This is a genomic window from Oxalobacter vibrioformis, assembly GCF_027118995.1.
GTDB classification, from domain to species: Bacteria; Pseudomonadota; Gammaproteobacteria; order Burkholderiales; family Burkholderiaceae_D; genus Oxalobacter; species Oxalobacter vibrioformis.
In genome coordinates this window covers 1,058,408-1,076,063 of record NZ_CP098242.1, presented here as the reverse complement: position 1 = coordinate 1,076,063, position 17,656 = coordinate 1,058,408, and the positions used below count along the sequence as shown (strand labels likewise).

At 51.9% G+C, this 17,656-nt stretch carries 18 protein-coding genes and 1 other RNA gene; 10 read left to right on the top strand and 9 right to left on the bottom strand.

The genetic code is table 11. The features are described from left to right. Positions 1–12: 12 nt before the first annotated feature. Entirely contained in the window at positions 13–450 is a 438-nt protein-coding gene (locus tag NB640_RS05370; RefSeq protein WP_269310174.1) for a universal stress protein, read from the bottom strand. A 161-nt stretch (positions 451–611) separates the two neighbouring features. Between NB640_RS05370 and NB640_RS05365 the strand changes: the two genes are divergently transcribed. Both NB640_RS05365 and NB640_RS05360 read left to right on the top strand, forming a co-directional pair. After that, entirely contained in the window at positions 612–875 is a 264-nt protein-coding gene (locus NB640_RS05365) for a DUF4404 family protein (protein ID WP_269310173.1), read from the top strand. A gap of 354 nt (positions 876–1,229) precedes the next feature. Next, positions 1,230–3,263, top strand: coding sequence for a primosomal protein N' (locus tag NB640_RS05360; RefSeq protein ID WP_269310171.1), 2,034 nt, complete (start codon positions 1,230–1,232; stop codon positions 3,261–3,263). A gap of 115 nt (positions 3,264–3,378) precedes the next feature. Here the strand turns inward: NB640_RS05360 and NB640_RS05355 are convergent, their stop codons facing one another. After that, positions 3,379–4,209, bottom strand: coding sequence for a lytic transglycosylase domain-containing protein (locus tag NB640_RS05355; RefSeq protein ID WP_269310169.1), 831 nt, complete (start codon positions 4,207–4,209; stop codon positions 3,379–3,381). Positions 4,210–4,824: 615 nt separating this feature from the next. On the opposite strand from NB640_RS05355, the gene ffs reads away from it, so the two are divergent. The 6 genes from ffs to rpsT all read left to right on the top strand — a co-directional run bounded on the left by ffs (position 4,825) and on the right by rpsT (position 9,133). Next, positions 4,825–4,923: signal recognition particle sRNA small type (gene ffs, locus NB640_RS05350), an RNA gene on the top strand. A 103-nt stretch (positions 4,924–5,026) separates the two neighbouring features. Continuing rightward, positions 5,027–6,847 carry a DNA polymerase III subunit gamma/tau gene (gene dnaX / locus NB640_RS05345; protein ID WP_269310167.1) on the top strand — a complete coding sequence of 607 codons (1,821 nt, stop codon included), beginning with the start codon at positions 5,027–5,029 and terminating at the stop codon, positions 6,845–6,847. 15 nt (positions 6,848–6,862) lie between these two features. Then, entirely contained in the window at positions 6,863–7,186 is a 324-nt protein-coding gene (locus NB640_RS05340) for a YbaB/EbfC family nucleoid-associated protein (RefSeq protein ID WP_269310166.1), read from the top strand. 13 nt (positions 7,187–7,199) lie between these two features. Beyond that, positions 7,200–7,796, top strand: a complete 597-nt coding sequence (recR, locus tag NB640_RS05335; RefSeq protein WP_269310165.1) for a recombination mediator RecR — start codon at positions 7,200–7,202, stop codon at positions 7,794–7,796. After that, on the top strand, positions 7,796–8,710 hold the full coding sequence (gene cysM / locus NB640_RS05330) for a cysteine synthase CysM (RefSeq protein ID WP_269310398.1): 915 nt from the start codon (positions 7,796–7,798) through the stop codon (positions 8,708–8,710). The genes recR and cysM overlap by 1 nt, the downstream gene beginning before the upstream one ends. 144 nt (positions 8,711–8,854) lie before the next feature. Next, positions 8,855–9,133, top strand: coding sequence for a 30S ribosomal protein S20 (rpsT, locus tag NB640_RS05325; protein ID WP_269310163.1), 279 nt, complete (start codon positions 8,855–8,857; stop codon positions 9,131–9,133). Between the two features lie 79 nt (positions 9,134–9,212). On the opposite strand, the gene NB640_RS05320 is transcribed toward rpsT, so the two are convergent. The 7 genes from NB640_RS05320 to NB640_RS05290 form a co-directional block, all read right to left on the bottom strand. Continuing rightward, a complete protein-coding gene (locus tag NB640_RS05320) occupies positions 9,213–10,148 on the bottom strand; it encodes a carbohydrate kinase family protein (RefSeq protein WP_269310161.1) in 936 nt (311 codons plus the stop codon). Between the two features lie 12 nt (positions 10,149–10,160). Beyond that, positions 10,161–11,546 carry a zinc-ribbon and DUF3426 domain-containing protein gene (locus NB640_RS05315; RefSeq protein WP_269310160.1) on the bottom strand — a complete coding sequence of 462 codons (1,386 nt, stop codon included), beginning with the start codon at positions 11,544–11,546 and terminating at the stop codon, positions 10,161–10,163. Then, the gene (gene prmA, locus NB640_RS05310) at positions 11,543–12,466 is read right to left on the bottom strand and encodes a 50S ribosomal protein L11 methyltransferase (RefSeq protein ID WP_269310159.1); all 924 of its coding nucleotides are present in this window, start codon (positions 12,464–12,466) and stop codon (positions 11,543–11,545) included. Before prmA ends, NB640_RS05315 begins: the two co-directional genes overlap by 4 nt. 37 nt (positions 12,467–12,503) lie before the next feature. After that, positions 12,504–13,865 (bottom strand): acetyl-CoA carboxylase biotin carboxylase subunit, encoded by a 1,362-nt coding sequence (gene accC / locus NB640_RS05305; RefSeq protein WP_269310157.1) that lies wholly within the window; start codon positions 13,863–13,865, stop codon positions 12,504–12,506. 63 nt (positions 13,866–13,928) lie between these two features. Then, positions 13,929–14,399, bottom strand: coding sequence for an acetyl-CoA carboxylase biotin carboxyl carrier protein (accB, locus tag NB640_RS05300; protein WP_269310155.1), 471 nt, complete (start codon positions 14,397–14,399; stop codon positions 13,929–13,931). A 31-nt stretch (positions 14,400–14,430) separates the two neighbouring features. Next, positions 14,431–14,865: a type II 3-dehydroquinate dehydratase gene (gene aroQ, locus NB640_RS05295; protein ID WP_269310153.1), complete on the bottom strand. Its 435-nt coding sequence runs from the start codon at positions 14,863–14,865 to the stop codon at positions 14,431–14,433. Positions 14,866–14,981: 116 nt separating this feature from the next. Continuing rightward, complete coding sequence (locus NB640_RS05290; protein WP_269310152.1) at positions 14,982–15,590, bottom strand: hypothetical protein; 609 nt, start codon at positions 15,588–15,590, stop codon at positions 14,982–14,984. A 79-nt stretch (positions 15,591–15,669) separates the two neighbouring features. Between NB640_RS05290 and mpl the strand changes: the two genes are divergently transcribed. Next, the gene (mpl, locus tag NB640_RS05285; RefSeq protein ID WP_269310150.1) at positions 15,670–17,073 is read left to right on the top strand and encodes a UDP-N-acetylmuramate:L-alanyl-gamma-D-glutamyl-meso-diaminopimelate ligase; all 1,404 of its coding nucleotides are present in this window, start codon (positions 15,670–15,672) and stop codon (positions 17,071–17,073) included. Continuing rightward, positions 17,070–17,645 carry a YqiA/YcfP family alpha/beta fold hydrolase gene (locus NB640_RS05280; protein ID WP_269310148.1) on the top strand — a complete coding sequence of 192 codons (576 nt, stop codon included), beginning with the start codon at positions 17,070–17,072 and terminating at the stop codon, positions 17,643–17,645. Before mpl ends, NB640_RS05280 begins: the two co-directional genes overlap by 4 nt. Positions 17,646–17,656: the final 11 nt, after the last annotated feature.

The window sequence follows — 17,656 nt, the reverse complement described above, 5'->3', positions numbered from 1 at the left end:
AACGATTTCGACTCAACGGTAAACCAGCACAGGAATAGAGGTCGTTGCCAGTACCTTTTGTGTTTCACTGCCGATAAAAAGCTTGTTTAACCCCTTACGTCCGTTTGATGCCATGAAAATACAATCACAATCATATTTGGCTGCAGCGTGCACGATTTCTTCGTGTGGTTTGCTGGACTGAAGGATAACGGTGTCAAAGGGAACCCCTGCGGCCTTTGCCTGTTCGGCAATCCGGTTCACACGCTCTTCGGCAATTTTATGCTCACGACTCAGGTAATCGGATTCCTGGGATTTGGTAAAAGTTTCCAGTTGGGTCAGGGGAAGCGGTTCGGCGACGGTCATCCCGATAATCTTGCACCCTTTGTGAATGCTGGCATACTGGATGGCTGCCGAAATGGCCTTGTCGGACAGGGCAGTGCCGTCTGTCGGAACCAGAATTGTTTTATACATATGGCCTCCCTTCTCGTCGAGTTAATCAGCTTGTCATAATAATCCGTTAATTGAGTGATATCAGTCAAGCGGTTTTGTTAAGACAATTGTTTTACAATCTTTTCAGGACATTTTTCTTTTCTGCATTATCCTTGCAGGCACAATAACAACAGGAGCCGCTAATGAACGATATGAAAAACATGCTCAGCCAGATACAGGCCAGCCTGTCCCGGACAGAGGATCTTGATCCGGAATTGAGGGAAAAACTGGCTGTGCTTGATCAGGATATCCAGAAGCTGCTGGAAAAAGAGGCGCATGCGCCGTTTGCCTATGCTGGCCTTGAGGAGGCGGCAAGGGGTCTTGCCGTCAGATTTACCAACAATCATCCCAATGTCGCCTTGCTCATCGGGCAGCTTGCCGATATTCTCGGCAAGATGGGGATCTGAAATTGGCAAACCAATTACCACGTTTTTCGTGTTTTTTAACAGGTTGTTGCAAGAATCAAACAGGAAAAAACGGGAAGCCCTGATTTACATGGGCTGAGTTGTGCACAAATATTTTTTTGAAAAAAAAAGTTAAAAAAAATTCTTTCATTTGCGCAATTTTTGTAATGAATTGTTTTTTAATGAGTTTTTTTTTGCATTTCGGATGGGCATTTTATTGAAAGCCGCATCATGGCTGGCCTGATTCCCTGTCAAGGGGATATTGTCCACAAAGTTTTCCACAGACTTTGTGGATAGTGAAAAAAAGGCTTACGAAATCTATGCTTATAAAAAATTGGTAGGGTTTACATTAAGTTCATGCGGCAGTTTATCCTCAGGGTAGCGATTGATACCCCCCTTGACTTTTATTTCGATTATCGCTGGGTTGCCGAATCAGACGAGACGGCGATACCGCAAATCGGACAACTGGCACTGGTACCTTTCGGCCAGCGCAAGGTCATGGGGTTGATCATGGCGATCCTGGATGAGACGGATGTGCCGGATGAGAAGCTAAGAGATGTGATTGCTGTCAGGGATGAAGTGTTTCCTGTTTCATCCGAGTGGGCGGCGTTATGCCATTTTGCGGCAGACTATTATCAACGGCCGCTTGGGGAAGTGGCGCTTCCCAGCCTGCCCAAAAAATTGCGGGCGGAAAAAACCGTTGCATTGAATCGGGCGCTGAAAGCCACAGAAAAACGCGGGAAAAAAGACGCAGGCGAAAAAGAAATACCGGATGTTGCCCCGGATTTGAATGCCGGGCAAAAGGAAGCCGTGTCCGATATCGTGGCAGCAGAAGGTTTTTCCCCTATTTTACTGCATGGGGTGACAGGCAGCGGAAAAACCGAAGTGTATCTGCATGTGTTTGAAACCGTTCTTAAACGGCAGCCGGATACTGTCGTCATGATACTGGTGCCGGAAATCAACCTGACACCCCAGCTCGAAAGCAATATCCGGTCGCGCTTCCCGGATACGGATATTGCCGTGCTTCACAGTCAGCTAAGCGAGGGCGAGCGGCTGCGAAACTGGTTGGCTGCCCATACCGGCAAGGCGCGCATTCTGCTCGGGACACGGATGGCCATTTTAGCTTCCGCCCCCCGGCTGGATCTCATTATTGTGGATGAAGAACACGACCCTTCCTACAAACAGCAGGAGGGCTTGCGCTATTCGGCACGTGATCTCGCCGTATGGCGGGCATGGCAACTGGATATTCCGGTTGTACTGGGTTCGGCAACCCCGTCACTTGAAACCTGGCAGCATGCCGAATCAGGACGTTACCGTAAACTGGTGCTGCCTGAAAGGGCCATGGCCGATGCCGAATTGCCGAAGGTCAGGCTGATTGATACCGGCAGGAATAAATTGCAGGACGGGTTCAGCCCGGCGTTGCTTGAGGCGCTCAAGGTACGGCTGGAACGCGGGGAACAGTCACTGCTTTTTCTCAACCGCCGAGGGTATGCGCCCGTCCTGACGTGTGAAGCCTGCGGCTGGGTCAGCGCCTGCAAGCGGTGTACCGCCTATATGGTGCTGCACAAGCCACAGCGTCGCCTGCGTTGTCATCATTGCAGCATGGAGCTTTATATTCCGCGTTCATGCCCAACCTGTGGTTATGTTGATTTAAAGCCTTTTGGACGGGGAACCCAGCGAATCGAGGAGAGTCTGCAAACGCATTTTCCCGATGCCCGGATTCTCCGGATCGATGCGGATTCAACCCGAAAAAAAGGCAGCATGCAAGAGGCGCTGGAGACAGTGCATCGCGGTGACGCCGATATCCTGGTGGGTACCCAGATGATTGCCAAAGGGCATGATTTCCGGAACCTGACCCTGGTCGGGGTGATGAATCCGGATAACGCGCTTTTTTCTCATGATTACCGGGCAAGTGAGCGGCTCTTTGCCCAGCTGATGCAGGTAGGCGGCCGTGCAGGGCGTCGTGCCATGGATGAGGCAACCGACAGTGAAGTGATTATCCAGACCCGTTATCCGCATCATCCGCTTTACCAGGCGGTGCTGCAGCACAATTATGACGGCTTTGCTTCAGAGTTGCTTCAAGAGCGCCAGCTCTCAGGACTGCCCCCTTTTATTTACCAGGCACTCCTCTGTGCAGAAGCCCGGCAGCTGGATACCGCGCTGGCATTTCTCAAAACAGCAGCCGAAGCGGCGGATTACCCGGGAATCATCGTAAATGATCCTGTGCCAATGGCGATGACCCGGATAGGAGATATTGAACGGGCGCAGTTGCTGGTGGAATCCGTATCGCGTGCTGACATGCAGCAATTCCTTAAAGGATGGATGACAACTTTGCGCTCACTGAAAACAAGGGCGAGATGGCATATTGAAGTAGATCCCGCTTCAATATAACCCTTGGAAATCTCTGATTAATCCGCCTTGTGAACGAATTGCTGCGCTCCGTGCGCTTTGCACTTCATTCACAAAACATGTTGATCAGAGATTTATTTGTTTGATGGTGGCGTGGTTATGCGCTGGTGGCTTCAGCCGCCTTTGCCGGGAGCGAGATTTTAAACCGGGACTTATCCGCATCCGAGCGCACCAGTTTTTTCGGCGTGGATTTTGATGCGATAGCGGTAGGCACTTTTTTTCCGCGGGAAACCTGTTTCATGCGATTGTACTCAGCCATGACTTTTGCGCCATAGCCAAAGTCATGGGAATAAGCCGCAGCACCAACATAACTCTTCAAGCCGCGCTTAACAGAACCGCTTCGGGAAACATATTCCTTCAGGATCGCAGAGCCGACCCGGATATTGGTGATGGGGTCCTTGGCTGATTGCACACCGCCATGTGGTTCAAAACGCTTCGAGTGTACCCTGGTCATGACCTGCATGAGGCCCTGGGCGCCTACCGGGCTTTCCGCTTCCGGGTTGAAGCTGGATTCAATTGCCATGACTGCCAGGATCAGGTGCGGGTCCAGGCCGATTTCATGTGCGGCCAGATAGGCTGCCGAAACAAAAAGCTCGGTGGCTTCAGAATCAACGGGATAGCGTTTGGATATCCAGTCAACCAGCAATTGGCGTTCCTGCGGGTTTACCATGAAAGCATCTTCTTCATTTTGTTGCTGCGAGATGGCTGTCGGGCTGACCCAGTAACCTGCCTGCGTCAGGCGAATAACCCGGGCAGTGCTTTTTTGTGATGAAAAAGGAAGCAGATCAAGATAACGGCCACCTTGATAGGACTGGAGAAAAAGATAGGCGCCGGCAATGATGGCGGCGATGCAGGAAAAGGCAATCACCCAGTTCTGTCGCCGGAAAAAATAATCTGAAAAACGTTTGTTTGTGTCTTGGTAATGCATAGATATAAAGTACCTCCTGGGGAATTTCCTTGCGCTGGACAACCTGTGTGTCTGCAGGTTTTTGCCTTTTATTACTCAGCGCTGATTCTCAGTTCTAAAAAATAGTGAGAATTCGTTCTCGCTTTGCCAGCATCCAGAGGGCTTCTGGCAGGAGTGAAGGAGTGGAAACAGCCGGAAACGTTTTTTTGTTTCACGGATTCTGCATGATGCCGGCAGAACTGCCATTCCCCTGTTGTATTGAAAAATAACGGATAACAATATGCGGATTGGAAACGTGTTCCTTGTTAAGTTGAACGAATTGTAGAAGCCCTTTTATACGCGGTCAATTATAATGAATCAGAGCTTCATTCTTTTTAGTTATGATTTTGGGGCTGATCGGTGGCTATCCCGCATCAGGCAAGGGGTTACAAAAATGACATTTTAGAAATGAAGATGTAACGATTTGTGAAAAATCAGAGTTTCCCCCTGATTTTGGTTTTTTGTCATGTAATTGAAAAATAAAAGAAAATAGTGAAAATATCGTACTGATGAGTGCAAAAGCGCGATAAAATGGTAAATGCGGGGGGGGTGATATAAGCTGCTGAAGAATGCCGGCTTTGTTGTACAATGCGTTCTGGCGGGTCCCTGCGCATTGTGGAATGGTGAATCTGGTCAGGTCGGGAACGAAGCAGCCACAGCCAGCCTTCACAAGTGCCGCAGATCAGGCTCGCCATTTTCATTTTTTCCCTATGGCACCAGTGGCGTTTCTATCTGACACGGATAAACGTGCGTGTGCGAGTGTCATCATGAATACGCTGCAATAAGGTAAAATGGCTGCATGTCATATCTGGTACTTGCCCGAAAATATCGTCCGAAAACTTTCGAGAGCCTGGTTGGTCAGGATCATGTCGTTCGTGCGCTGACCCATGCGCTGGAAAGCCAGCGATTGCATCATGCCTATTTGTTTACCGGCACACGGGGTGTCGGCAAGACCACGCTTTCCCGTCTTTTGGCCAAGTCCTTGAATTGCGAAACCGGGATTACGGCACAGCCATGCGGTGCCTGTGAAGCCTGCCTGGCCATTGATGCGGATCGCTTCGTGGACTATATTGAAATGGATGCCGCATCAAACCGGGGTATTGCCGACATGCTGCAATTGCTCGAGCAGGCGGTATATGCGCCAACCAGCGCCCGCTTCAAGGTCTACATGATTGATGAAGTGCATATGCTGACCGCGCAGGCGTTCAATGCCATGCTCAAGACACTGGAAGAGCCGCCGGAATATATTAAATTCATTCTGGCGACAACAGATCCGCAAAAAATACCAGTGACCGTCCTTTCCCGTTGCCTCCAGTTCAATCTCAAGCAGATGCCGCCATTACAGATAGTGGAATATCTGGATCAGGTGCTCCAGCAGGAAAAGATTGCCTTTGAAAAGCCGGCGCTGCGTCTTCTGGCTGAGGGCGCCAATGGTTCCATGCGTGATGCCCTTTCGCTGACAGACCAGGCGATTTCCTACACGGCAGGCAATGTGTCCCTGTCGGCGGTTCAGGATATGCTGGGGTCGCTTGATCAGACTTATCTGATCCGGATTCTGGATGGCCTGGCGGCAAATGATGGGGAGGCACTGATGGCGATTGCCGATGAAATGGCGGCACGCAGTCTTTCATACAGTTCCGCCCTGAAGGATCTGGGGGTACTGATCAATCGCATTTCGCTGGCCCAGGCGGCGCCTTCGGCCTTGCCGGATGATTTGCCGGAGTATGAAGCGATCCTCCGCTTTGCGGATTGTTTTGCCGCTGAAGAGATGCAGCTCTTTTACCAGATCGTGGTTCATGGCAGAAACGAACTGGGCCTGGCGCCTGATGAATATGCCGGCTTTACGATGACCCTGCTGCGCATGCTGGCATTTCAGCCCGGCAAGAATCAGACCGGTTCCGGGGAGAACGGCAAAGCGGCTTCTCCGAACACTCAAAAAACACGACCATCCGGACAGCCATCCCCAATGAAAACGGCCACGCTCGAACCGGCCCCCAAAATCCGGACAGCAGCGCAGAGGGAAGCGCCTCCCAAAGTTGTGGAGAAAGTAGACGATCTGCCGCCCTGGATTGATATTGACGATGCACCTTCAGTCCATCAGAAAGACGATACTTCTGTCCGCCCGCCTGCTGCTGTGGCTTCTTCAGGCGAGAAAATGCCCGCTGACGCATTGTCAGGCATACCGCTTGAAGAAACGGATGAAAAGCCTGATGCACCGCTTTCAACACCGGTTATTGCATGGGATGAAAACTGGCCGGCACTCGCCGAAGCGCTTCCCTTGCGCGGGATGGCGCAACAACTGGCGCAGCAGACAGAGCTTGTCAACTGGAAGCAGGCGGAAAACGGGCTGCAGTTTCATTTGCGTGTGCCAATGGAGACGCTTTCAGTGCCTGCCAATGTTGAAAAGCTGGTGGAAGCCCTGATGAACCGGTTTGAGTGCGCAGTGAAGGTAACGACAGAAGTCGGAAAGGTGGGCCTGACCGCCAGCCAGAACGCGCAGGAAAAACGGGCTGCCCGCCAGCGCGAAGCGGAAGAAACGATAGAAAATGATGCTTATGTACAAAGCCTGATACGTGAATTCGGGGCGAGCATCGTGCCGAATTCCATCAAACCTATTTAAAGACAGGATAATTAAATGAAAAACCAGTTGGCGGGACTGATGAAACAGGCCCAGGCAATGCAGCAGAACATGCAGAAAATGCAGGAAGAGCTGGCGCAGACCATCGTAGAGGGACAGGCCGGCGCCGGCATGGTAACCGTTCTGATGAGCTGCAAGTTTTATGTGTCCCGTGTTTCCATTGATCCGTCACTGATGGGGGATGACAAGGAAATGCTGGAGGATCTGGTCACCGCGGCTTTTAATGATGCGGTCAGGAAGGCCGAAGCGACCGCGCAGGAAAAGATGAACAGTATTTCTGCCGGGTTGCCGCTGCCGCCGGGTTTTAAAATGCCAATGTAGTTTCGTTGTGTCTGTGAAGTCCAACCTTTCTCTTTATGCACTTACCGAAGCATTACGGCGGCTTCCCGGTATCGGCCCGAAATCCGCGCAGCGTATCGCCTATCACATGCTGCAGCACGACCGCGAGGGTGCGCGGCAATTAAGTGTGGCGCTGTCAGATGCCATTGAAAAAGTCAGGCATTGTGAGCGCTGCAACACGTTTACCGAAGAGATGGTCTGCACCATGTGCACGAGCCCGGATCGGGAACAAAGCCTTCTGTGTGTGACGGAAACGCCAGCGGACATGCTGATGATCGAGCAGACGCTGGCTTACAAGGGGTTGTATTTTATTCTGATGGGCAGCCTGTCTCCGCTGGATGGCATTGGCCCAAAGGAAATCAATCTTGGCAAGCTGATTGCCAGGGCAACCGATGGCGTGGTCACGGAAGTCGTGCTGGCAACCAGTTTTAATAATGAGGGGGAAGCCACGGCGCATTACATCAGCGAAATGCTCAAGGCACGGGGTATCAGGGTCAGCCGTCTGGCAAGAGGCGTTCCCGTTGGCGCAGAACTGGAATATGTGGATATTGGTACAATAGCAAGAGCGCTCCTGGACAGGCAGACAACGTGATGACAAAAAGTGCCGCTTTCCCGATCATTGAAAACACCATTGGCAACACACCACTGGTGCGCCTTGTCACGCTTCCCGGTGAAGAAAGTGAAGCGCGTAACAATATCATCCTGGCCAAGCTGGAGGGTAACAATCCTTCCGGGTCAGTCAAGGATCGCACGATGTATGCCATGGTGTCATATGCCGAAGCGCGGGGCGAGCTCAATCCGGGGGATACATTGATTGAGGCAACCAATGGCAATGCCGGCATTGCGCTTGCGATGATTGCCGCAAGAAAGGGATATCGCTGCACCCTGGTGATGCCGGAAGATACCAGTATGGAAAAGCAGCAGTGCATGGCTATTTACGGCGCGGAAATTATTCTCACGCCCAAACAGTCCGGCATGGGGTTTGCCAGAAGCCTGGTCTATAAAATGGTGGCAGAAGGGGAAGGCATTACACTTGACCAGTATGTTAATCCCGACAACCCCCGTGCCCATTATGAAACCACCGGACCCGAGATATGGGAGGCGACAGGTGGTCGTGTGACGCATGTGGTTTGCGGTATGGGCACGACCGGTACGATCATGGGCATTTCACAGTACCTCAAGGAAAAGAACCCGGATATCCAGATGATCGGCATCGAGCCGGAAGTCACCGGCCGCATTCCAGGGCTGCAGAAATGGTCGGCAACCAATATGCCGAAGGTTTATGACCCAAGCAAGGTGGACCGGGTAGAGACGGTCAGCCAGGCTTATGCCGAATATATGGCAAGACGGCTGGCGCGGGAGGAAGGGCTTTTCTGCGGTCTTTCATCAGCCGCTTCCTGCCATATGACGCTACAGCTTTCCCGTGAGGTGGAAGATGCCGTGATGGTCTTTATTGCCAGCGACCAGGGGGATCGCTATCTTTCCATGGGTGCTTTTCCCGCATAAAGCAGAGGTGCTTGAAATAAAACGCGTAAAGGCATTGTCAGAAGCGTGAAACGCGATTACAATATAAAGCTACGAAAAATTTTTTGCGCCGCAATTTGAGTTGGATGCGGGCGCATTTTTAACAGGTTTTTAGGATTTTTTACTATGGCAAATACCGCGCAGGCACGCAAACGTGCTCGTCAGGCAGTGAAAAGGAATGCACACAATTCCAGCCAGCGTTCTTCACTGCGTACGGCAATCAAGTCTGTCAAAAAGGCAATTGAAGCAGGTGACAAGGAAGCTGCAACGGCAGTATTCTCAAAAACCGTTTCAATCATTGATCGTATCGCAGACAAGAAACGGATTCACAAGAACAAGGCTGCCCGTCATAAAAGCCGTCTTGCTGCTGCCTTGAAAGCGCTTTCTCAAAAAGAAGCCGCTTAATCCATCTGGATATCGTCTGAATGCACACCCTGTTTTAAACAAGGTGTGCATTTGTCATTGGTGTTGCCGCAGGCTGGGCCTAGTACCGGTAACCAAACTCTTTTTCAAAGCGATCGGCAATCTCGGCGGCTGTCAGTGAGTGTGCTTGCGGCCCCTGATGCGCGATCTTGATTGCGCCCATCAGGCTGCCCAGCCGACCGCAGGTTGCCAGGTCCTTGTTATTGGTCAGCCCATAGATCAACCCTGCCCTAAAGGCGTCCCCGCAGCCGGTCGGATCAATCGTTTTTCCCGCCTCGACGCAGGGGATGACAATTTTTTCTCCCTCGGCATAGATTTCAGCGCCCCGTTCCCCCAGCGTGACGATGAGTGCTTTTACCCGGGAGGCGATTTCTTTTTCCGTCCAGCCGGTTTCCTGCATCAGCATGGCCGCCTCATAATCATTGACGGCAACATAGGTTGCCTGTTCAATAAAGCGGCGTAACTCGTCTTTGGAAAACATCGGCAGACCCTGGCCCGGGTCGAAGATGAACGCAATGCCTTTTGCCGCGCAATCTTCGGCATTTTGCAGCATGCCATCACGCCCGTCCGGTGCCACAATTGCCAGCTCAATATTTTCTGTAATGTCAGCCACCTTGTTCTGGTGGGAAAAAGACATGGCGCCCGGGTGAAATGCCGTGATCTGGTTGTTGTTCTGGTCTGTGGTGATAAAGGCCTGTGCCGTGAAGGTTTTTTTGACCGTCGTGACATGACGCCGCGAAATATCCAGCTCGGCCAGCCGTTCCAGGTAGGGTTCGCCGTCAGTGCCGATTGTTGCCATGATCAGCGGATTGCCGCCCAGCATTTTCAGGCTGTAGGCAATATTGCCCGCACAGCCGCCAAATTCCCGGCGCATGGATGGCACCAGAAAACAGACATTGATGTTATGCAACTGGTCTGCCAGGATGGATTCGGAAAAACGATCAGGAAAAGCCATGATCGTGTCGTAAGCAAGTGAGCCGCAGATTAAGGAGGACATAGTGGTAAGGTGTTAAGGATAAAAAAGGGCAATACGGTAATCCGCATTGAATTCGGTTTTCATTTCAAGATAGAGCTTGACGGATTCTTCTGAATAAGGCGGAATGCCCCTGATAATGCGGTTGGCATCCGGCAGATAGTTGGCCGGGGAAAAGGCGCGCCGGACAACCGGTTTTTTGCCCTGGTCCATCAGTGTCAGCTCAATATGCGGCCATGACTGGTACGATGAGCCGCTGTTTCTGACAAGGAGTGAAAGCGTATACCGGTCGCCCAGCTCCGGGATCACCTGTAATTCACTGGATTCGATTGACAGGGATGAAATGCGGGTTTCCAGTCGCCTCGGGCAGGCCAGCATGTCGCAGGCCTTTGCCACGGCGGATTCGGCCGGAGGCCACCATACGACGATACGGTCAGAAAACATGTACAGGCACTGCACACCAAGTGCGCCCAACAGCGCAATGGTTGCCAGAGTGACAAAGGTGCCCGAGAAAAGCCCGGTTCGTTTTTTCCTGCGCCCTTTCGTTACGAAGCTGGGTTCATTGTACAGATTATCATCTGTGTCATCTTCTTCTGCCAGTTCAAAAAAAGCGGCATGATGGCTGTCAGCGGTGTCCATCAATGGATCAGGCTCCCGGTTTTGCGAAGAAAGACGCTGGGAACGCTGGTGGCGCAATATGGCAGGATCATCCGGCTCTACCACTTCCGCTTCAATAGACGTGGATGGCGCGACTTCTGCGACATCATCCAGTCGGGGCGCTGTGGAATAAACCGTATTTTTCGCCGGCGCACCCAGATCGGGATATGGGGAGAGATTGCCAAAACGGGTGGTGGCTGCAGGTGCTGGCGGTTTCGTATAGACGGCTTCATCACTGACGATCTCATTGATCGTAACAGGCTGTTCCGGTGTTAACGCGTCAGGTTCCTCTTCTTCGATCTCCGGCATTTCTTCCAGTTCATTGCCGAAAAGCTGTCCCGTTACCTGTCCCAGTTCCAGCGAGATCGTGGAGAGTTCTTCCTCCAGGGCATCAAAAAGCGCTTCGCTTTCAGAAGATGAGGCATTGATATCCTCATCAGCAAGCGAGAGCGTAATATCATCCGCTTCGTGCCTGGGTTGTGGTGGGGCGGGTTTTGATACAGGCTTGTTTGGTACGACAGCTTTTTTAGCCGGGGTATCCTGCGGCGTTGCCGGTGAGCTTTTCGGTGCAGCAGGCGCGGCTTTCTTTTTTTCGACAGCAGCTGGCTTGTCTGTCAGGACAGGAGGCTCTGTCTGAAGATGATCGGTTCCGTTGAAAATCTGCTGGCAAACGCCGCAGCGTACAGCACCTTCATAGAGTTTCAACTGGTCTTCCGTGACCCTGAATGTTGTCTGGCAATGGGGGCATTTGGTAACCAGAATCACGCCTGCTTTTCCTTTTCAGCAAGCGTACCGGACAGCGCCACCCAGCCATCCAGGTAATGATAGGGGGATAAAGCCAGCCAGGGAGAATAGGCGGAGATGACCTCTTTTTCCTGCCAGTCCAGAATGCCGGAGAGCACCAGCTTTCCGCCGGGTTTCAAACGGGAGGCAATCGTTTGTGCCAGTTGCTGCAAGGGGCCTGACAGGATATTGGCAACAACAATATCGTACTGGCGGTTTTCTGCCTCTCCCGGATAGTTTCCTGGAAGGTAAAACGCAATATCGCACTGGTTTTCAGCGGCGTTTTCACCCGCGGTGATAACGGCCTGCTGATCAATATCCACACCGTCTACAGCTGCGGCTCCCAGTTTGAAAGCGGCAATGGCAAGGATACCGGAACCACAGCCATAGTCGAGCACAGATTGCCCCGGGCTGACATTTTCTTCCAGCCACTCCAGGCACAGGCGCGTTGTGGGATGGCTGCCGGTGCCGAATGCCAGGCCGGGATCAAGCTCAAGCACAATGCCATTGCTGGTGGGTGTTTCGTGCCAGCTGGGAACAACCCAGATGTTTTTCCCGATATGAATGGGGTCAAATTGGGCCTGTGTCTCACGCACCCAGTCCTTTTGCGGGACTTCCCGTACCAGGAAAGGTGGCGGAGTCTCCATGCCGCTTTCACCTGCGGCAAGAGAAATAATGGCGTTTGTATCGATATCGGCAGAAATCAGGGCGATAACACGGCTGCGCTGCCATACATGCTCTTCACTGTCAGCGCCGGGCTCGCCAAATATCGGGCGCTCGGCATCGGTTCCTTCATTGGCGTCCTCAACAGTCACCGCCATGGCGCCGGCAGCCAGCAATGCATCCGAAAAAAGGACCGTTTGCGTGTAATCGACTTCCAGTACCACTTCATTCCAGCTCACATACGGCTCCTGATGAGGGGAATACGATTATTCCTGATTATTTCTGTTTATCCTGGAACATGTCGCCCAGTTTTTGCTCCAGATAATGGATATTGGTCCCTCCCTGAATGAAGCAGGCATCGGACATCAGGTTACGATGAAGATCAATATTGGTCTGAATGCCTTCCACCACCATTTCCGAGAGGCCAACCTGCATACGCCGGATCGCCTGTTCCCGTGTCTCACCATAGGAAATGATCTTGCCGATCATGGAATCATAATTGGGGGGAACGGTATAGCCGGCATAGACATGGGAATCCACACGGATACCCGGCCCTCCCGGGACGTGCCATGCGGTGACTTTTCCTGGTGAGGGGGTGAATTTGTATGGGTCTTCCGCATTAATGCGGCACTCGATTGCGTGGCCGGTCAGCTTGATATCCCGCTGACGATAACGCAGTTTTTCGCCCGCGGCAATGCGGATCTGCTCCTGAATGATGTCAATACCCGTAATCATTTCTGTCACAGGATGCTCAACCTGAACGCGGGTGTTCATTTCAATAAAATAAAACTCACCCTTTTCATAAAGGAATTCAAACGTGCCAGCCCCTCTGAAGCCCAGTTTGCGGCAGGCATCCACACAGCGTTCCCCGATCCTTTCTATCAGGCGTCTCGGGATATCCGGTGCAGGCGCTTCCTCAATGACTTTCTGGTGGCGGCGCTGCATGGAGCAGTCGCGTTCACCCAGCCAGATGGCATTTTTGAACTGGTCTGCCAGTACCTGGACTTCAATATGGCGCGGGTTTTCCAGGAATTTTTCCATATAGACTTCCGGATTGCCAAAAGCGGTTCCGGCTTCTGCCTTGGTCATGGTCACGGCGTTCAGCAGCGCAGCCTCGGTATGAACAACCCGCATACCGCGCCCGCCACCACCGCCGGAAGCCTTGATAATGACCGGGTAGCCGATTTTTCGTGCGGTATGAATGATTTCTTTTGAATCATCAGAAAGCGCACCGTCCGAGCCAGGAACGCAGGGTACACCGGTTTTGATCATGGCCTGTTTGGCAGAAACCTTATCACCCATTAGCCGGATGGATTCGGGTGACGGGCCAATGAAAACAAAGCCGGATTGTTCAACCCGCTCGGCAAAATCGGCGTTTTCAGCCAGGAAACCATAACCCGGATGAATCGCTTCTGCATCCGTGACTTCCGCGGCACTGATGATGGCCGGCATATTCAGGTAGCTGGCGGCAGACGGTGCCGGTCCGATGCAGACTGATTCATCGGCCAGTCGGACATATTTTGCTTCCCTGTCGACCTCGGAGTGAACCACCACGGTTTTAATGCCCATCTCACGGCATGCACGCTGGATACGCAATGCAATCTCCCCGCGATTGGCAATCAGAATTTTTTCAAACATAGTGTCAGGACATCCTGAAAATCAAAAAGATAAAGAAGGATAGGTGAGGGCAGGCCCCCTGATTTATCCTATGATAAAAAGCGGCTGGGCATATTCGACGGGATGTCCGTTTTCTACCAGTATTTGCTTGATGACACCGGAAACATCTGCTTCGATTTCATTTAACAGTTTCATCGCTTCGATAATACAGAGGGTATCTCCCTGTCTGACGGTTGCACCCACTTCAACAAAGGGGGGATTACCTGGAGCGGATGCCGCGTAGAAGGTACCCACCATCGGAGATTTGACCACATGACCCTGTGGTTCGGCTGGTGCTGCAGCTTCTGCCGGTGCCGCCGCAGGAGCTGCAGTTGCCGGTGGCAGCGCAACATTGGGCCCATATTGCGGCATGGCTTGCGGCTGCATCAATATGGGTGCCGGCGCGGGGGCATTTTTGACAATACGTACCTGGCTGTCGCCTTCTGTTACCTCAAGTTCGGCAATCTGTGACTCGGCAACAAGGTCAATCAGGGTTTTAAGTTTACGAAGATCCATAAGAAATCCAGAAAATACGAGAAAAGAAAATTCAGTTATTGAGGGCAAATTCAATTGCCATGCGGTAGCCATCCATACCAAACCCGCATATTACACCTTTTGCAATAGCGGAGAGGTAGGAGTGGTGACGAAAAGATTCACGTTGGTGGATATTGGATATGTGTACCTCATAAAATGGGATGGCTACACCTGACAGTGCATCGCGCAGGGCAACGCTGGTATGGGTCAGGCCGCCGGGATTGATGACGATGGCTTCTACGCCTTCGGTGCGGGCCGTCTGAATGCGGTCAATCAGCGCCCCTTCATGATTGCTCTGGAAGCTGGAGAAACGTCCGCCTGCCCGTGTGACGAGATCATGGGCGGCAGCCTCGATATCTTTCAGTGTGGTCTTGCCGTACACTTCCGGCTCTCTTGTGCCAAGAAGATTCAGATTCGGACCATTGAGCATAAGAATATGTTTAGCCATGTGTACCGTTTGTTATTTATTTTGGATCTGATTGCATTTTGCCGCTAAAAAGCAGTAACTGGCAAGAAAAAGAAGCTAGTTTACCAGAGCTGTCCTGATTAATCTGCCGAATGCCGCTATTCCTGCTGTTCGATGAGTTGTTTCAATCGGGCGATATCGGCTCTTTCCGCTTGTGAATCCATGGTTTTGACCATTTTGCGCATGTCGTCCGGATTGTACACAGCGAGATGAAAGATTTCGCCCTCATGGTAAAAATGAATAGTTTCCTCAGCTCGCGCTTTCTGTCGGTAACTTTCGGCTTCTGTAACTGAAATGTCGATATTTTTATTTAAAAGATGAATTTCAACATCTTTGGCGCTTTCGGCAAAAAGCTGCAAATGAATATCGCTGTGCTCGCCTGCTGTGCCATTTAATACCGCACCTGTCAGGTGTGGTTGGAATTGTGCCAGTTCCTGCATCATATGCAAAGCGGTTTTGCGCAGGAACAAAAGCCGTGCCGGTTGGGTGTCTGCCATGAAAATGTTGTGATAAATTCTAACTTCTTCTTCTATCTCGCTGTTATCTGGCAGAAAATTCCCGTTAATTCTGTTATCTCCAAGTATTTGTCTCGCAGCCCTTTTCTTGGCCATTTCATAGGTGGCGCCTTCTTCGGCAATCAGGCGGGCTGCGGCGATCGCGATCTCGCCACGTATGCCGTTCCAGTCTGTTCTGCGATCATTTGTCATGGCGATTATCATACTCTGGAACGCAAAATGGTGCGAGTCGGGTAGAATCTTCAGGTTTAATAAAAATCACAATGACATCATGCATATTCACATACTGGGTATTTGCGGCACATTCATGGGGGGGCTGGCCGTACTGGCCAAGGCGGCCGGACACAAGGTAACGGGGTGTGATGCCAATGTCTATCCGCCAATGAGCACCCAGCTCCAGGAGCAGGGTATTGAGCTGATTCATGGCTATGATGCGGGCCAAACGGATATCAATCCTGATCTGTACATTATCGGCAATGTGGTGTCCCGCGGCAATCCCCTGATGGAAGCGATTCTGAATCGTGGCCTGCCCTATATGTCCGGGCCGGAGTGGATTGGACAGCATATTCTTCAGAACAAATGGGTTCTCGCGGTGGCGGGAACCCACGGGAAGACCACAACGTCAGCCATGCTGGCCTGGCTGTTGGAAGATGCCGGCTATGCGCCGGGCTTTCTGATTGGGGGGGTTCCCTTCAATTTTGGCATTTCTGCCCGGCTTGGCGGCAACGCCGGACCCTCTTCGTTTTTTGTGATTGAAGCAGACGAATACGATACGGCTTTTTTTGACAAGCGCAGCAAATTTGTCCACTACCATGCGAGAACGGCCATCCTGAATAATCTGGAATTTGACCATGCTGATATTTTTCCGGATATTGGTGCCATAGAAACCCAGTTTCATCATTTTGTCCGGACGGTTCCTGGAAACGGGCAACTGATTGTCAATGCGCGCGAGCCGGCTTTAGCGCGGGTTCTTGAGAAGGGATACTGGAGTGAAAAGGTCTGGTTTGGCGGGCCGATGCCGGATGGCTGGACCTTTGAAGAACGTGACGCGCTGACTTTTGATGTGCTGTTTAATGGAGAAATACAGGGAACAGTATCATGGGAATTGACCGGGGAGCATAACCGGTTGAATGCGCTTGCCGCTATTGCCGCAGCCAGGCATGTGGGTATTGTGCCTGAAGTGGCGATTGCCTCGCTTTCGCGCTTCAAAAATGTCAGACGAAGAATGGAGTTGCGCGGGGAGGCTCACGGCATCCGGGTATATGATGATTTCGCGCATCATCCGACGGCCATTACAACCACCGTGGCAGGCTTGCGCAAGAAAGTGGGACCGTCTTCCGATCAGGCCCGGATTATTGCCGTGCTGGAACCGCGTTCCAACACCATGAAGCTGGGTGCCATGAAAGAGGCCCTGCCGGAAAGCCTCAAGGAAGCCGATCTGGTGTTCGGCTATGGCGCATTATCCGGAAAAGATGCGTTGGATTGGGATCTTGGCGAGGCGCTTTTGCCCCTGGCTGAAAAAGCGGCGGCATATCATGATCTGGAGAAAATGGTGGAAAGCATCGTAAAAGCAGTCCGGCCCGGCGATCATATTCTGGTGATGAGTAATGGCGGGTTTGGCAATGTGCACCAGAAAATCCTCGACAGGATTCATTCGAAAGCGGTATCACCATGATCTTGTATCTCCATGGGTTCCGCTCATCCCCCGCTTCTTTCAAGGCACAGGCAGCAGCAGATTATATGAGCAGGCAGGGGTTGTCCGGCCGGTTTTTTTGCCCGCAGCTCCCGGAGTCGCCCTTTTCGTCGGTTTCACTGGCATCCCAGCTGATGGAGGGACATGATCCTGCCAGGATTTTGTTGATCGGATCATCGCTGGGAGGGTACTATGCCACTTTTCTGGCAGAAAGGACCGGATGCAAGGCGGTGTTGTTGAATCCGGTGGTTGATCCCTGGCATGTCAAGGCAGGCACGGACAATCCGCCTGATACGCTTGAGCTGGCAGATTGGGAAATGGACAGGGAAAAATATGCCGATGAGCTTCGTCGGTTTCAGGTGCGCAGGATCACCCGGCCGGAGCGGTATTTTCTGATTGCCGCAACAGGAGATGAGTTACTGGATTACCGGCAAATGTGTGCGCATTACGAAAAGGCACGCCAGATTATCATCGACGGCAGTGATCACAGTCTGTCAGAGTTTCCGGATTATCTGGATGAGATTCTGGCGTTTGGCAGTCTGCAGCCAGTCTGAGCAGGAAGTTG

Bases quoted from the DNA above. Each gene is read 5' to 3' on its own strand.
- NB640_RS05370 (WP_269310174.1), bottom strand. From the start codon at position 450: ATGTATAAAACAATTCTGGTTCCGACAGACGGCACTGCCCTGTCCGAC.
- NB640_RS05365 (WP_269310173.1), top strand. From the start codon at position 612: ATGAACGATATGAAAAACATGCTCAGCCAGATACAGGCCAGCCTGTCC.
- NB640_RS05360 (WP_269310171.1), top strand. From the start codon at position 1,230: ATGCGGCAGTTTATCCTCAGGGTAGCGATTGATACCCCCCTTGACTTT.
- NB640_RS05355 (WP_269310169.1), bottom strand. From the start codon at position 4,209: ATGCATTACCAAGACACAAACAAACGTTTTTCAGATTATTTTTTCCGG.
- dnaX (WP_269310167.1), top strand. From the start codon at position 5,027: ATGTCATATCTGGTACTTGCCCGAAAATATCGTCCGAAAACTTTCGAG.
- NB640_RS05340 (WP_269310166.1), top strand. From the start codon at position 6,863: ATGAAAAACCAGTTGGCGGGACTGATGAAACAGGCCCAGGCAATGCAG.
- cysM (WP_269310398.1), top strand. From the start codon at position 7,796: ATGACAAAAAGTGCCGCTTTCCCGATCATTGAAAACACCATTGGCAAC.
- rpsT (WP_269310163.1), top strand. From the start codon at position 8,855: ATGGCAAATACCGCGCAGGCACGCAAACGTGCTCGTCAGGCAGTGAAA.
- NB640_RS05320 (WP_269310161.1), bottom strand. From the start codon at position 10,148: ATGTCCTCCTTAATCTGCGGCTCACTTGCTTACGACACGATCATGGCT.
- accC (WP_269310157.1), bottom strand. From the start codon at position 13,865: ATGTTTGAAAAAATTCTGATTGCCAATCGCGGGGAGATTGCATTGCGT.
- accB (WP_269310155.1), bottom strand. From the start codon at position 14,399: ATGGATCTTCGTAAACTTAAAACCCTGATTGACCTTGTTGCCGAGTCA.
- aroQ (WP_269310153.1), bottom strand. From the start codon at position 14,865: ATGGCTAAACATATTCTTATGCTCAATGGTCCGAATCTGAATCTTCTT.
- NB640_RS05290 (WP_269310152.1), bottom strand. From the start codon at position 15,590: ATGACAAATGATCGCAGAACAGACTGGAACGGCATACGTGGCGAGATC.
- mpl (WP_269310150.1), top strand. From the start codon at position 15,670: ATGCATATTCACATACTGGGTATTTGCGGCACATTCATGGGGGGGCTG.
- NB640_RS05280 (WP_269310148.1), top strand. From the start codon at position 17,070: ATGATCTTGTATCTCCATGGGTTCCGCTCATCCCCCGCTTCTTTCAAG.